This is a genomic window from Edaphovirga cremea (genome assembly GCF_003332275.1).
Taxonomy (GTDB): Bacteria; Pseudomonadota; Gammaproteobacteria; order Enterobacterales; family Enterobacteriaceae; genus Edaphovirga; species Edaphovirga cremea.
Genome location: NZ_QOVA01000003.1, coordinates 187449 through 201067 on the forward strand (window position 1 = coordinate 187449; position 13619 = coordinate 201067).

Sequence of the window (13619 nt, forward strand, 5' to 3'; positions counted from 1 at the left end):
TTATACCACTTATTCATCCTATGCACTAGCCGCACGGGTCACAGACGAGGAATCGGCAGAAGGATGCTGGCATGAAAAAAGCCCGGTGAGTACACCGGGCCTGGCAGACATAAAAACAGACGCGATTAGGCGTTGGCGGTGCTCAACGGTTGGGGAGTTGGCTCAACGGCTGAACGGTTCTGCAGCACGGTCCAGATAACCACGGCACCCAGCAAGTCAAACACGGCCAGCGCTGCGAACAAAGGACTGAAACCGAGGGTATCAGCCAGTGCACCCACGACCAGGGCAAACAGGGTACTCGCCGTCCACGCAGCCATCCCGGTCAGACCGTTGGCTGTCGCGACCTCGTTACGACCAAAAACGTCGGAAGAGAGGGTAATCAGGGCGCCAGAGAGTGATTGGTGGGCAAAGCCACCGACACACAGCAAGGCAATCGCTGCATAAGGACTGGTGAACAGGCCAATTGTGCCTGGGCCAATCATCAGGACAGCACCCATGGTCACAACCATTTTACGGGAGACGATCAGATTTACTTTAAAATACTTCTGGAACAGCGGGGGTAAATAGCCACCGACTATGCAGCCAAGGTCAGCAAACAGCATTGGCATCCAGGCAAACATCGCGATCTCTTTCAGGTTAAAGCCATAGGCTTTGAACATGAAGAGTGGGATCCAGGCGTTGAATGTTCCCCAGGCTGGCTCAGCGAGAAAACGTGGCAGTGCGATGCCCCAGAACTGGCGGTTACGCAGAATCTGCCAGGCAGACATTTTCTTGGCGTTGGTGGTCTGGTGTTGGGCTTCCTGACCATCAAGAATATAAGTACGTTCTTCGTCAGACAGCTTTTTCTGATCTTTGGGGTGTTTGTAAAAGATCAGCCAGCAGATAGCCCAGATCAGGCTCAGCGCACCGGTAATAATGAACGCCAACTGCCAGCTATGCATCACGATAGCCCAGACGACCAGCGGAGGGGCTATCATCCCGCCGATGGAGGAACCCACGTTGAAGTAGCCTACGGCGATAGAGCGTTCTTTGGCCGGAAACCATTCGCTACTGGCTTTGAGGCCCGCAGGAATCATCGCCGCTTCCGCCATACCCACCGCACCACGGGCAATCGCCAGTCCACCCCAACTGCTTGCCAGCGCGGTAGCCATGCAGAACAACGCCCACATAATGGCAAACATCGCATAGCCGACCTTGGTGCCCATTACATCCAGAATGTAACCGGCAACAGGTTGCATAAGGGTATAACAGGCTGAATAAGCAGCGATAATGTAAGAATATTGCTGAGTGGTGATATGCATGGTGTCCTGCAAGGTCGGTGCAGCGACAGCAATGGCGTTACGCGTCAGGTAGCCAAGTACGGTCCCCACGGTAACCAGTGCGATCATGTACCAGCGTAACCCTTTAATTTTACGCATTTGAATCTCTCCCAGTAAAAGTCCTGCTATGGACTGCCGAATAGCAGCCACGACACATCGGCTCAATCGGGCATGCTATACCCGGTATCTGAGCTTCTGGCTCTCCATTAATTTTCGAGTGGTAACGATGTCAGCCTTGAAAAGGCCTGGTGCATCTGTTCTCCCCGCATTGCATACAGAACATGTCGGTGTCTGCAGCAATTTGATCGATGGCATCCTTCATCGTCAGCCCTCTGAACAGCCACTGGTCAAATATTCTTACCGGGTGGAGGTCTCATACTGGCGGCAGCAAGATAACTTGTCATACAGATTTAAAAGTTGAGTGATATCACAAAAACCATTTTTTAAATGAGGAATAATACGGCCAGCCCTAGACGTGACGCATCCACCGCGCGTCGCCCCGTAATCCGCCGATTTTTGTGATCTTATTGTTATGCTTTTGCGATCCGTTACCCACAAATAGTTCTGGACGATGGGTATAATTGGTGTGATAACTTTACGCAATCAAACCAGGCTCAGACCTAATGCAAGGTGAGGAATTTATAATGTCGCAGTTTTTAACCGAAGATTTCCTGCTTGACAGCGAATTTGCCCGTCGTCTGTACCATGACTATGCGAAAGACCAGCCAATTTTTGATTATCACTGTCACTTGCCTCCAGAACAGATCGCAGAAAACTACCAATTTAAGAATCTGTATGACATCTGGCTGAAGGGCGATCACTATAAATGGCGCGCGATGCGCACCAATGGTGTTGCAGAGCGTTTGTGTACCGGTGATGCCAGTGACTGGGAGAAATTTGAAGCCTGGGCTGCCACGGTTCCCCATACTATCGGCAATCCGCTCTACCACTGGACGCACCTTGAGTTGCGTCGTCCTTTCGGCATTACCGGTAAATTACTGTCGCCAACGACTGCCCAGGAAATCTGGCAGCGTGGCAATGAATTATTGGCTCAGGACAGCTTCTCTGCGCGTGGAATTATGCAGCAGATGAATGTGAAGATGGTTGGGACGACAGACGATCCGGTTGACGATCTGCGCCACCACAAAGCGATTGCCCAGGACGGTACATTCACTATCAAAGTGTTGCCAAGCTGGCGTCCGGATAAAGCCTTCAACATCGAAGCCGCCGGTTTCAACGAGTATATGCAACGTCTGGAAGCGGCCTCAGATACCGCTATCAGCCGTTTCAGCGATCTGCGTGATGCGCTGAAAAAGCGTCTCGATCATTTTGCCGCACACGGTTGCAAGGTTTCTGACCATGCACTCGACGTAGTGGTTTATGGCGAAGCGGATGAAGCGACGCTGGATGCCATTTTGGCCCGTCGCCTGAGTGGTGCGCTGCCGACGACCGAAGAAACTGCGCAATTCAAAACCGCGGTTCTGGTCTGGCTGGGAAGTGAATACAACCGCCGCGGTTGGGTTCAGCAATATCACATCGGCGCGCTGCGCAATAACAATAGTCGCCAGTTCAAATTATTGGGGCCGGATGTCGGTTTTGATTCGATCAACGATCAGCCGATGGCACAAGCGCTCTCCAGCCTGCTGGCTGCTCAGGGCATACAGAATGCGTTGCCAAAAACCATCCTTTACTGCCTGAATCCGCGTGATAACGAAGTGATCGGCACCATGGTCGGTAACTTCCAGGGTGAAGGCATGGCCGGGAAAATGCAGTTTGGTTCCGGCTGGTGGTTCAACGATCAGAAAGACGGTATGCAGCGCCAGATGTTGCAACTGGCTAACCTGGGTCTGCTGAGTCGCTTTGTTGGGATGCTGACTGATAGCCGCAGTTTCCTGTCTTATACGCGCCATGAATATTTCCGTCGCATTCTCTGCCAGATGATTGGTCGTTGGGTAGAAGACGGTGAAGCACCAGCAGATATTCAACTGCTGGGCGATATGGTGAAAAACATCTGTTTCGACAATGCCAAACAGTATTTCGCCATCGAGCTTTAACCACGGGGCGGGTTGGCTGAGGCCGCTCCGCTGCGTAATAGGCTATTTTCATCGATAAAAATTTTTATCATTGATGTCGGACGGTGAAACGGGTGCATGAGCGCCTTGGCCGTCTGCTTGCTGAATGACTCACCAGAGGTGAATTTTTAATGCAAACGTTGAACCGTCGTGACTTCCCGGGTCGTAATCATCCAGATAAAATTATTCAATTCGGTGAAGGCAATTTCCTGCGCGCCTTTATCGACTGGCAGTTGGATCTACTCAATGAACACACCGATCTGAATGCGGGTGTCGTTATTGTCCGTCCTATCGATACCGATTTCCCGCCATCGCTCAGCACACAGGACGGGTTGTATACCACGATCATCCGTGGCTTGAACGAGCAGGGCGAAACAGTACGCGAATCGCGCCTGATTCGTTCGGTTAACCGTGAAATCAATATCTATCGTCAGTTTGATGAATATCTGGCATTGGCGCATGACGCCAATATCCGTTTTGTTTTCTCCAATACCACTGAAGCGGGCATCAGCTACAACGAAGCCGATACCTTTAACGACGCACCGCCTGCCAGTTTTCCCGCCAAGCTGACTCGTCTGCTGTACGAGCGTTTCACCCATTTTGACGGTGCCGCCGATAAAGGCTGGGTGCTGTTGCCGTGCGAACTGATCGATTACAACGGCGAAGCCTTGCGTGAACTGGTGCTGCGCTATGCGACCCAGTGGCAGTTGCCGCAGGCATTCACTGAATGGTTGGAGCAGAACAATACATTTTGCTCAACGCTGGTGGACCGCATCGTGACCGGCTATCCGCGTGGCGAAGTCGAAGCCTTGCAGCAAGAATTGGGCTATCAGGACAGTTTCCTCGATACTGCCGAGCACTTTTATCTGTTCGTGATTCAGGGGCCACAATGGTTGGCCAAAGAGTTGCGTCTGGATCAGCTCGATCTGAATGTCCGTATCGTCGACGACATCAAGCCGTACAAAGAGCGCAAAGTGGCCATTCTCAATGGTGCCCATACGGCGCTGGTCCCCGTTGCTTTCCTGGCCGGTCTGAATACGGTTGGCGAGGCGATGAATGATCCGCAAGTCAGTCGCTTTGTTGAAAATGCGATCGCTGAAGAGATCGTTCCGGTACTGGATTTACCACAGGATGAGTTGACGTCGTTTGCCCAGGCGGTATTGAGCCGTTTCCGTAACCCGTTCATTCAACATCAACTGTTGTCCATCGCGCTGAATGGTATGACCAAGTTTCGTACCCGTATTCTTCCGCAGATGCTGGCCAGCCAACAGCAGAATGGCATTCTGCCACCGCGCCTGACGTTTGCACTGGCTGCCTTGATTGCTTTCTATCGCGGCGATCGCGACGGTGAAAACTATCCTTTGCAAGATGACGCGCATTGGCTTGAGCGTTTTTCCACCCTGTGGACGGGCGTGGCAAATGGCGATACCCCGTTGGCGGCATTGGTTGAAACGGTTTTGGCCGATGAGCAGCACTGGGGTCAGAATTTGAATGCGATTCCTGGTCTGGCAGAAAAAATCACTGAACACCTGCAAACCATCCAGGATCGCGGAATGCGCGCAGCGTTGGCTGCGTACAGTTAAAGGTAACGCTATGCAAAGTATTATCAAGATTCACCCGCTGGACAATGTCGCCGTCGCATTGCGCGATCTCGAGGCAGAAGAAAAGATCCAGGTGGGTGATGACAGTATTCAACTCAAGCAAGCGGTCGGCCGCGGACATAAGTTTGCCATTCTGCCGATTGCCGCGGGTCAGAATATCATTAAGTACGGATTGCCGATTGGTCACGCGCTGAGTGACATTGCTGCCGGTGAGCACATTCATTCGCCAAACGCGAAAACCAATCTCAGCGATCTGGATCAATACCAGTATGAGCCTGAACTGACCGAGTTGCCGCCGCAGATGGCAGATCGCGAAGTACAGATCTACCGGCGTAAAAATGGTCTGGTGGGGATCCGTAATGAGCTGTGGATCATCCCGACCGTAGGTTGTGTGAACGGCATTGCCCGGCAAATCCAGCAGCGGTTTCTGAAGGAAACCAATGAAGCTGAAGGGATCGATGGCGTTTACCTGTTCAGCCATCCGTTCGGTTGTTCGCAACTGGGCCAGGATCATGAAAATACCCGCACGATGTTGCAAAACATGGTTCGACATCCCAATGCAGGTGCGGTTTTGGTAATCGGTTTGGGTTGTGAAAACAATCAGGTCGATATGTTCCGGACTACGCTGGGCGAAGTGGACGAAGAACGCGTGCGCTTTATGGTTTGCCAACAGCAGGACGATGAAGTTGAAGCCGGGCTGGAGCGTCTGCACGAGCTTTATCAGGCGATGCGTAACGATCGTCGGGTAGAAGGCAAACTCAGCGAGCTGAAATTCGGTCTCGAATGTGGTGGGTCCGATGGCCTCTCCGGTATTACCGCGAATCCATTGCTGGGACGTTTCTCGGATTATGTCATTGGCAACGGCGGCACTTCGGTGCTGACTGAAGTGCCGGAAATGTTCGGTGCCGAGCGCATTTTGATGAGTCGCTGCCGCGATGAGTCGACGTTTGAGAAAACGGTCAGCATGGTGAATGACTTCAAACAGTATTTCATCGCTCACGACCAGCCGATTTATGAGAATCCATCGCCGGGCAACAAGGCGGGTGGCATAACCACGCTGGAAGAGAAATCGCTCGGTTGTACCCAGAAAGCGGGAGAGAGCGTGGTGGTGGACGTGCTGAAGTATGGCGAACGGCTGAAAAACCCGGGTCTCAACCTGTTGAGTGCGCCAGGTAACGATGCGGTCGCAACCAGTGCGCTGGCCGGTGCGGGCTGTCATATGGTGCTGTTCAGTACGGGCCGCGGTACCCCTTATGGTGGTTTTGTCCCGACCGTCAAATTGGCCACCAACAGCGAATTGGCGGCCAAGAAACCACACTGGATCGATTTCGATGCGGGCAAGTTAATCCATGGCACGTCAATGGACGAATTGCTGTCAGAGTTTGTCGATCTGATTGTGGCGATTGCCGATGGAAAACTGGCGCGCAACGAAGTGAATGATTTCCGCGAGCTGGCGATTTTTAAAAGCGGCGTAACGTTGTAAGCGCTTACTGAGTTCGTTAAGATAAAACGGTGTTTCATAGTATGGAGCGCCGTTTTTTATTTTTTTAAAAAATCAGCATGGCGCTAACACACTGCGCCATAAAATCTTTTGACGACACAAGTCAGTCTTTTGCTGTAAAGAAAAGGCACAGGTACTTCTTCGTACCACAGGAATTTTTCAGAGATGACGTTTTATTGGTTTGCCCAGAGCATCGGGGTACTGGCCTTTCTGGTGGGTATCACAATGTTCTTCAATCGTGACGATCGCCGCTTCAAAAAACAACTTTCCGCTTACACTGCCATTATTGGCATACATTTCTTCCTGATGGGTGCCAATGCCGCAGGGTCAAGCGCGGTACTGAACTCCTTGCGAACACTGGTTTCACTGCGCACCCGCAGCCAGATGGTGATGGTGATTTTCATCGTCCTGACGCTGGTTCTGGGATTGGGCAATGCGAAACACTGGATGGAAGTTCTGCCCATCATCGGGACGGCAGTCAGTACCTGGGCGTTATTCCGCACCAGTGGGCTGACGACGCGTTGCGTGATGTGGTGTTCGACCTGTGGCTGGGTGGCGCACAACATTTGGTTGGGTTCGATAGGCGGGTCGCTGATTGAGGGCAGTTTCCTGTTCATGAACGGTTTCAATATTATCCGCTTCCGTCGATTGCAGTTGCGCGGAATAGATCCCTTCAAGGTTGAAAAAGAGGTCAAAAAAGAAGAGGCGGCTTGAGCCCGCCACAGAATTTACTCTTTCAGCTCCAGCGGCGGCAGTTGTGCAAAAATACTCAGCAAACCTTCGCCCCAGCCTTTGCGAATCACACTGAAATAGGGGTGATCTTCAGTGATCCGGTACTGCTGGTCGACCGTGAAACTGTCGTTTTCGTAGATCATCACATCCAGCGGTAATCCTACGGAAAGATTACTGCGCAGCGTCGAGTCCATCGAAATCAGCGCACACTGCATCGCCTGATCCAACGGGGTGTCATAGGTCAGCACCCGATCAATAATCGGCTTGCCGTATTTGCTTTCCCCGATCTGGAAATAGGGCGTGTCATGCGTGGCCTCTATGAAATTGCCTTGCGGATAGACGTGAAACAGACGCAACCCTTCACCTTTGATCTGCCCACCCAGGATCAGGTTACAGCCAAAATCGGTCGATCCACTGTTCTGCTGATCGGCGCTGTCGCGCAGGATCACTTCACGGATCGTCTCCCCGAGCAGCGTCGCGCCATCATAGAGCGATCGGATATTGAGCATATTGGCTTGCGCCGAATCCAGGCAACGGCGGTGCAGCAGGCTGATAATACTCTGTGTGGTCGCCAGATTACCGGCACTCTGAATGACGAGTGTGCGCTCGCCTTCCTGATGGAAAACATGCAGTTTGCGGAAGGTGGAGATATGATCCACCCCAGCATTGGTGCGGGAATCCGCGGCGAATACCAACCCTGAGGAAAGGCGCATCGCCACACAGTAAGTCATAACGCAGTACCCTTCAGGTCTATTGGTGAATTCCCTGTAGCTGCACGGCAGCCACCGTATGCATATCTTCCGAACCTCCACCCAAACGGGTACCCCGAACCGGACAGGCATCAAGATAATCAATACCAATCGCTAATTTCAAATGCTGGTTGGGTTGGCAGGTATTATTCGTCACATCAAAACTCTGCCAGCGGCCATCCAGCCAGACCTCAGCCCAGGCGTGCATGGCGACGTGGCTCGATTCTTCAGTATATAAGTAACCGCTGACATAACGTGCCGGAATATTCAAACTGCGACAGCAAGCAAGGAAAACGTGGGTATGATCCTGGCAGACGCCTTGCCCGGCCATAAAGGCTTCTGCGGCACTGTCGCTGACGCTGGTGGTGCCGGGGCTGTAGGGCATTTTGAGCAGTAACTCACCCATCAAATCACACAAACTACTATGTTGTGCGAGTGGGCGAAAGAAACGGCCAGCGAATTCGCGGATCGATATGTCGGCATGGGTCAGCGTACTGGCGCGCAGGAAAACCAGCGGCGACAGATGCCCGGCGTGGTCATCCTCAACGTTGTCCTCAATGTCCACCACGCCTTGTGCGGTGATGGTAATGTCCTGATGGGGCTGATCCAGCGTCAGGACATGCAGCACATTGCCGTAGGCATCCCGTGTCTGGGTGGCTGATTCAGGAAGGGTGAGCTGCCACGAAATGATCTTCTGATGGCTGGAGTCCTGAGGTGTCAGCCGCAGATACTGCGTGCTGCGCCTTACCTGATTGGCATAGGTGTAGTGAGTCTGATGATTGACATTAAGTCTCATTGTGCCTCCAGGTAGGTGTGTTGAATGCTGTCGGCGATAGCGCCAATCTGAGCCAGGAACTGGTTCAGCCAGTCACTGAGACCCTCTGCGAGAATTTCATCGAGCGTCGTAAAGCGAAGTTGCGCATGCAGCGTGTGCACCAGTCTGCGCGGCAGATTACCGCTGTTACCGCCAATCAATTCCAGTTGCTGCGCCATATCTTCGGTACAGGCCAGTAGCGAGCGTGGCAGTTCTTTACGCAGGATCAGCAGTTCAGAAATGGAGTCGCGGCTGGGTTGTTGTTTGTACAGGCTATGAAATGCCTCTTTGGCACTCACTGCGCGCAACAGCGTATCCATCCGGTAGTATTCCCGCACCGGATCTTCATCGTCATCCAGCAACTGGTTTTTTACGTCGAGCAGTCGCGCCGTACTGTCGGCGCGTTCGAGTAAAGTCCCCAGGCGGATGAAGCAGAGCGCGTCGCTACGCAACAAGGTGCCAAACATGGCGCCACGGAACAGGTGCGAGCGCTCTTTGACCCAGTCAAAAAAGCCATCAGCGCCCACGGAGGCGACGCCCTGACGGCGAATCACCTTCATCTCGATCCATGAGGCGTTAATGCTTTCCCACACTTCAGACGACAGGCTGCCCCTCACCGCGTGGGCGTTATTCCAGGCCATTTGCAGGCAACTGAAAATACTGCCGTGATTCACATTGCTCAGTGCGAAGAAATTGAGAATGTTGGCCATGCAGAGTTGCTGGTAATTCTCTGCGAAAAGCTGCTGCGTTCCCGTCAGGCTGAGGGGTACCAGCAGATCGTTATTATTGTCACGAATGGGCATCAACGACAGTTTGTTAGTGACATCCAGAATTCGTGCGATGTTCTCTGCCCGCTCAAGATAACGGGCCATCCAATAGAGTTCACTGGCTGTTCGGCTTAGCATGCATCATCCTCCAGTACCCAGGTGTCCTTGGTTCCGCCCCCTTGGGAGGAGTTCACTACCAGCGAGCCTTGCGCCAATGCCACACGGGTTAATCCGCCCGGCACTAGCCGGATTTCAGCACCGCTCAAGGCAAAGGGACGTAAATCGATATGACGCGGGGCCAGTCCTTCACTGACAAACGTGGGGCAGGTGGAGAGCGCCAGCGTATCCTGCGCGATATAGTTTTGCGGTCGGGCGATCAGTCGTGTACGGAAATCGGCAATTTCCGCCTTGCTCGCCATCGGGCCGATCAGCATGCCATAACCACCCGCGCCATGAACCTCTTTCACCACCATGTTGTGGAGGTTATCCAGCACGAAAGAAAGCTCCGAAGGATGGCGGCACTGCCAGGTGGGGACGTTGTTGAGGATCGGTTCTTCTGAAAGATAAAACCGAATCATCTCAGGCACATACGGATATATCGACTTATCATCAGCCACGCCGGTACCGATGGCATTAGCCAGTACCACGCCACCCTCACGATAAACAGAAAGCAGGCCGGGTACGCCAAGCATGGAGTCGGAACGGAAGGCCAGGGGATCAAGAAACGCATCATCAATCCGCCGGTAAATCACGTCAATCTTGCAGGGGCCGGCAGTGGTACGCATAAATATCGCGCCATTTTTGACAAACAAATCAACGCTTTCGACCAGTTCCACGCCCATTTGCTGCGCGAGGAAACTGTGTTCGAAATAGGCGCTGTTAAAGCGGCCCGGCGTCAGTACAACCACGGTTGGGTCATTAATGGGGGAGCTTTCCCGCAACGTTTGCAGCAGGTGTGAAGGATAGCGTTCGACGGGCGCGATGCGCTGCTCCGCAAATAACTCAGGGTAGAGGCGCATCATCATTTTACGGTTTTCGAGCATATAGGATACGCCGGACGGCGTGCGCAAATTGTCCTCGAGAACGTAGTAGTCGCCATCGCTGTTGCGCACCATGTCGGTGCCAACGATATGGGCATAGATGTCACGATGCAGATCAATGCCTTGCATACAGGGCTGATATTGATCGTTTGCCAGCACCTGTTCCGCAGGGATGATGCCTGCTTTCAGAATATTATGATCGTGATAGATATCGTGTAGAAAGGCATTGAGTGCCTGAACGCGCTGGCGGATACCCTGATCCAATATTTTCCATTCATTGGCCGGAATAATACGCGGGACGCTGTCAAACGGGATCAGCCGTTCCGCACCGTCATCTTCGCCATAAACGTTAAAGGTAATCCCCACCCGGTGAAACAATAGCGCGGCTTCTTCTTTCTTGCGCTGGATCGCCTGCTGATCGGCCTGTTGCAACCATTGCCAGTAAGCTTGGTAATGGCTGCGGTGTGCCCCTTCAGCCAGTAACATTTCATCAAAAAACGGTGAAGCGGACAGGTCGATATTAATCATTATCACCTCACTGACATGACAGGCTGTACTGCTAGCGCAGCATAAACTGTGCCAGCAGGCAAAAGTGGCGGAAAAAGGCCAAAAAGCGCACTTTTGGGCACCGCGATGGTGCATTACGCCCGAGCGTTGCCACCAATAGGGGCAAAATAGGTAACGGGAGGGATAAGTATGGTCGGTGATGAAGCAATGAAAAGGTCCAGAAAAGATAACTATTACTTATCTGGTCGAAGTACTCCAATGGCATCAGAGATAAAAACGGCCAGCACAGGGGCTGACCGCAATCAATCGCTCACTCTCGCTGATTAACGGCGAACAGCGATGGCTTCGATTTCGATTTTCACATCTTTCGGCAAACGCGCAACTTCAACACATGAGCGCGCAGGGAAATCAGCGTTGTGTTCAGTAAAGAACGCTTCATAGGTGGCGTTGACGGTGGCGAAATCGTTCAGATCTTTCACAAAAACAGTCGTTTTGACGATATCGCCAACTTTCAGACCGGCTGCTTCCACGATCGCTTTGACGTTTTCCAACGATTGGCGGGCCTGGGCAGAAACATCATCTGGAACGTTACCGGTTTTTGGATCTACCGGGATCTGACCAGAGGTCATGATCATGCTGCCAAGATCCACACCCTGGACGTAGGGGCCAATCGCTGCGGGGGCAAGTTCAGTACTGATATTACGTGACATGACTTCTCCTGAAAGGTAGGTACGGAAATAACATGTAAATCGCGGACATTATAAGGATACCCAGATGAAAATCATACTCATCGCCACAATAAGTGACCTTTTTGCCCGCGAGAGGCTCATCTTTCAGAGTTTATGACGCGCCGGGTGTGTTTGGCACCCGGCCTGGAAATCAATTGTTATTCAGCACAACCTGATGCTCAAACTCTTTTTCGCAGTATTTGCATTTCAGATGCACATCGCCAGCCCGGGTTTTTACGCTGAAACTTGAGTCAACCGGCTCACTGCGACTAATGCAATTACTGTTAGGACAGGTCAGAACGCTGTCGATGCGTTCGGGCAGGATAGGCATCGATTTGAGAACCACTTCGTAGTCATCAATGCGGTTGACTGTCGCGTGTGGGGCATACAGCGCCAACTGGTTCACCTGCTGTTCGGTCAGGAACGTGTTTTCGATCTTGATCAGATCTTTTTTCCCCAGCTCGTTGGACGGCAGATTCAGGCCGACGGTGATGCGTTGGTCCGTTTTCGTCAGTTTAAAGAGTGTCAGCAACTTAAAGCCAACTTGCGCCGGGATATGGTCGATGACGGTGCCGCATTTAATTGCTTCAACCTGGAGTTTATTATCGTGAGTCATGGGGTTTCCTCCTCAAAGAGCCAAATCAGCGTTCAGGACCAGGGCCAACAGCGCCTGGCGGGCAAAGATACCGTTTCCAGCCTGCTGGAAATACCAGGCGTAAGGCGTTTTATCGACATCAGCGGTGATTTCGTCAATGCGCGGTAACGGATGCAGCACCTTCAGATTATCGCGGGCATTATCAAGATCCGAGGCGCGCAGAACAAACTGTGCTTTGACGTTGGCATACTCTGACGGGTCGAGGCGTTCTTTCTGCACCCGGGTCATGTAGAGAATATCCAGGTCAGCGACTACATCTTCAATATTGTCATGCAGACTGTATGCGATGCCTTTTTCTTCCAGCATGTTGAGGATGTAGGCAGGCATGGCCAGCGCATCCGGTGCGATGAAGAAGAAGCGGTTGCCTTCGAATTTCGCCAGCGCCTGGGTCAGCGAGTGGACAGTACGGCCATATTTCAAATCGCCAACCATCGCGATGTTGATGTTGTTCAGGCGACCCTGCGTTTCACGAATGGTGAACAGATCGAGCAGTGTCTGGGTTGGATGTTGATTCGCGCCGTCACCGGCATTCAGCACAGGAATACCCGCCGAAAATTCAGTGGCCAGACGCGCCGCGCCTTCCTGCGGATGACGCATCACAATGGCGTCCACGTAGGTACTGATTACCGAGATGGTGTCGGCCAGCGTTTCCCCTTTTTTGCCCAGCGACGTGTTGTTGCTGTCGGAAAAACCAACGACCGACGCCCCGAGGCGATGCATCGAGGTTTCGAAGGAGAGTCGGGTACGCGTCGATGCTTCGAAGAAGCAACTGGCAATGACTTTATGCTTGAGCAGTTCCGGCTGAGGGTGTGCTTTCAGGCTGGCTGCGGTGTCGAGAACAAGCTCCAGCTCTTCACGGCTAAGATCGTTGATTGAAATAATATGCTTTTGATACAAAGGATTGGCCATTTTCGCTCTCCTGTGGATGCCGGTTTAATCAATTCATGCCAGATTGCAGACAAAAAAAAGCCCCTCTAACGAGGGGCTTTCTGCGATCGGTTAAGCAACGGGAGAAAGAACTGCGGCTGACTGCCTTCAGGCAGTGCGTCAGGTCGGATATTGACAACCAAAGCAGCAGAATTGTTCATGCGATCTCCCGGCAAATTGTCGCGCATTATACTCGCGGCATTTCAC

Annotated in this window: 12 protein-coding genes; 4 read left to right on the top strand and 8 right to left on the bottom strand. The window is 52.4% G+C overall.

Going from position 1 to position 13619, the window contains the following annotated elements:
• Positions 1-125: 125 nt before the first annotated feature.
• Positions 126-1418, bottom strand: a complete 1293-nt coding sequence (locus tag DRI82_RS06010) for an MFS transporter (protein WP_114192595.1) — start codon at positions 1416-1418, stop codon at positions 126-128.
• Between the two features lie 545 nt (positions 1419-1963).
• Here DRI82_RS06010 and uxaC point away from each other — a divergent pair.
• The 4 genes from uxaC to DRI82_RS06030 all read left to right on the top strand — a co-directional run bounded on the left by uxaC (position 1964) and on the right by DRI82_RS06030 (position 7207).
• Positions 1964-3373, top strand: coding sequence for a glucuronate isomerase (gene uxaC / locus DRI82_RS06015; RefSeq protein ID WP_114192596.1), 1410 nt, complete (start codon positions 1964-1966; stop codon positions 3371-3373).
• A 149-nt stretch (positions 3374-3522) separates the two neighbouring features.
• Positions 3523-4974: a tagaturonate reductase gene (locus DRI82_RS06020; RefSeq protein ID WP_114192597.1), complete on the top strand. Its 1452-nt coding sequence runs from the start codon at positions 3523-3525 to the stop codon at positions 4972-4974.
• Between the two features lie 10 nt (positions 4975-4984).
• Positions 4985-6475, top strand: a complete 1491-nt coding sequence (locus DRI82_RS06025; RefSeq protein WP_114192598.1) for a UxaA family hydrolase — start codon at positions 4985-4987, stop codon at positions 6473-6475.
• Positions 6476-6658: 183 nt separating this feature from the next.
• Positions 6659-7207, top strand: a complete 549-nt coding sequence (locus DRI82_RS06030) for a YgjV family protein (RefSeq protein ID WP_114192599.1) — start codon at positions 6659-6661, stop codon at positions 7205-7207.
• Between the two features lie 14 nt (positions 7208-7221).
• Here the strand turns inward: DRI82_RS06030 and DRI82_RS06035 are convergent, their stop codons facing one another.
• The 7 genes from DRI82_RS06035 to pyrB form a co-directional block, all read right to left on the bottom strand.
• Positions 7222-7956, bottom strand: a complete 735-nt coding sequence (locus tag DRI82_RS06035) for a proteasome-type protease (RefSeq protein WP_114192600.1) — start codon at positions 7954-7956, stop codon at positions 7222-7224.
• A 19-nt stretch (positions 7957-7975) separates the two neighbouring features.
• A complete protein-coding gene (locus DRI82_RS06040) occupies positions 7976-8770 on the bottom strand; it encodes a transglutaminase family protein (protein ID WP_114192601.1) in 795 nt (264 codons plus the stop codon).
• The gene (locus DRI82_RS06045; RefSeq protein ID WP_114192602.1) at positions 8767-9693 is read right to left on the bottom strand and encodes an alpha-E domain-containing protein; all 927 of its coding nucleotides are present in this window, start codon (positions 9691-9693) and stop codon (positions 8767-8769) included. The genes DRI82_RS06040 and DRI82_RS06045 overlap by 4 nt, the downstream gene beginning before the upstream one ends.
• The gene (locus DRI82_RS06050) at positions 9687-11123 is read right to left on the bottom strand and encodes a circularly permuted type 2 ATP-grasp protein (protein ID WP_114192603.1); all 1437 of its coding nucleotides are present in this window, start codon (positions 11121-11123) and stop codon (positions 9687-9689) included. Before DRI82_RS06050 ends, DRI82_RS06045 begins: the two co-directional genes overlap by 7 nt.
• 302 nt (positions 11124-11425) lie before the next feature.
• On the bottom strand, positions 11426-11812 hold the full coding sequence (ridA, locus tag DRI82_RS06055) for a 2-iminobutanoate/2-iminopropanoate deaminase (RefSeq protein WP_114192604.1): 387 nt from the start codon (positions 11810-11812) through the stop codon (positions 11426-11428).
• A gap of 169 nt (positions 11813-11981) precedes the next feature.
• Entirely contained in the window at positions 11982-12446 is a 465-nt protein-coding gene (pyrI, locus tag DRI82_RS06060; RefSeq protein ID WP_114192605.1) for an aspartate carbamoyltransferase regulatory subunit, read from the bottom strand.
• A 12-nt stretch (positions 12447-12458) separates the two neighbouring features.
• On the bottom strand, positions 12459-13394 hold the full coding sequence (pyrB, locus tag DRI82_RS06065; protein ID WP_114192606.1) for an aspartate carbamoyltransferase: 936 nt from the start codon (positions 13392-13394) through the stop codon (positions 12459-12461).
• Positions 13395-13619 lie beyond the last annotated feature (225 nt).

Bases quoted from the DNA above. Each gene is read 5' to 3' on its own strand.
- DRI82_RS06010 (WP_114192595.1), bottom strand. From the start codon at position 1,418: ATGCGTAAAATTAAAGGGTTACGCTGGTACATGATCGCACTGGTTACC.
- uxaC (WP_114192596.1), top strand. From the start codon at position 1,964: ATGTCGCAGTTTTTAACCGAAGATTTCCTGCTTGACAGCGAATTTGCC.
- DRI82_RS06020 (WP_114192597.1), top strand. From the start codon at position 3,523: ATGCAAACGTTGAACCGTCGTGACTTCCCGGGTCGTAATCATCCAGAT.
- DRI82_RS06025 (WP_114192598.1), top strand. From the start codon at position 4,985: ATGCAAAGTATTATCAAGATTCACCCGCTGGACAATGTCGCCGTCGCA.
- DRI82_RS06030 (WP_114192599.1), top strand. From the start codon at position 6,659: ATGACGTTTTATTGGTTTGCCCAGAGCATCGGGGTACTGGCCTTTCTG.
- DRI82_RS06035 (WP_114192600.1), bottom strand. From the start codon at position 7,956: ATGACTTACTGTGTGGCGATGCGCCTTTCCTCAGGGTTGGTATTCGCC.
- DRI82_RS06040 (WP_114192601.1), bottom strand. From the start codon at position 8,770: ATGAGACTTAATGTCAATCATCAGACTCACTACACCTATGCCAATCAG.
- DRI82_RS06045 (WP_114192602.1), bottom strand. From the start codon at position 9,693: ATGCTAAGCCGAACAGCCAGTGAACTCTATTGGATGGCCCGTTATCTT.
- DRI82_RS06050 (WP_114192603.1), bottom strand. From the start codon at position 11,123: ATGATTAATATCGACCTGTCCGCTTCACCGTTTTTTGATGAAATGTTA.
- ridA (WP_114192604.1), bottom strand. From the start codon at position 11,812: ATGTCACGTAATATCAGTACTGAACTTGCCCCCGCAGCGATTGGCCCC.
- pyrI (WP_114192605.1), bottom strand. From the start codon at position 12,446: ATGACTCACGATAATAAACTCCAGGTTGAAGCAATTAAATGCGGCACC.
- pyrB (WP_114192606.1), bottom strand. From the start codon at position 13,394: ATGGCCAATCCTTTGTATCAAAAGCATATTATTTCAATCAACGATCTT.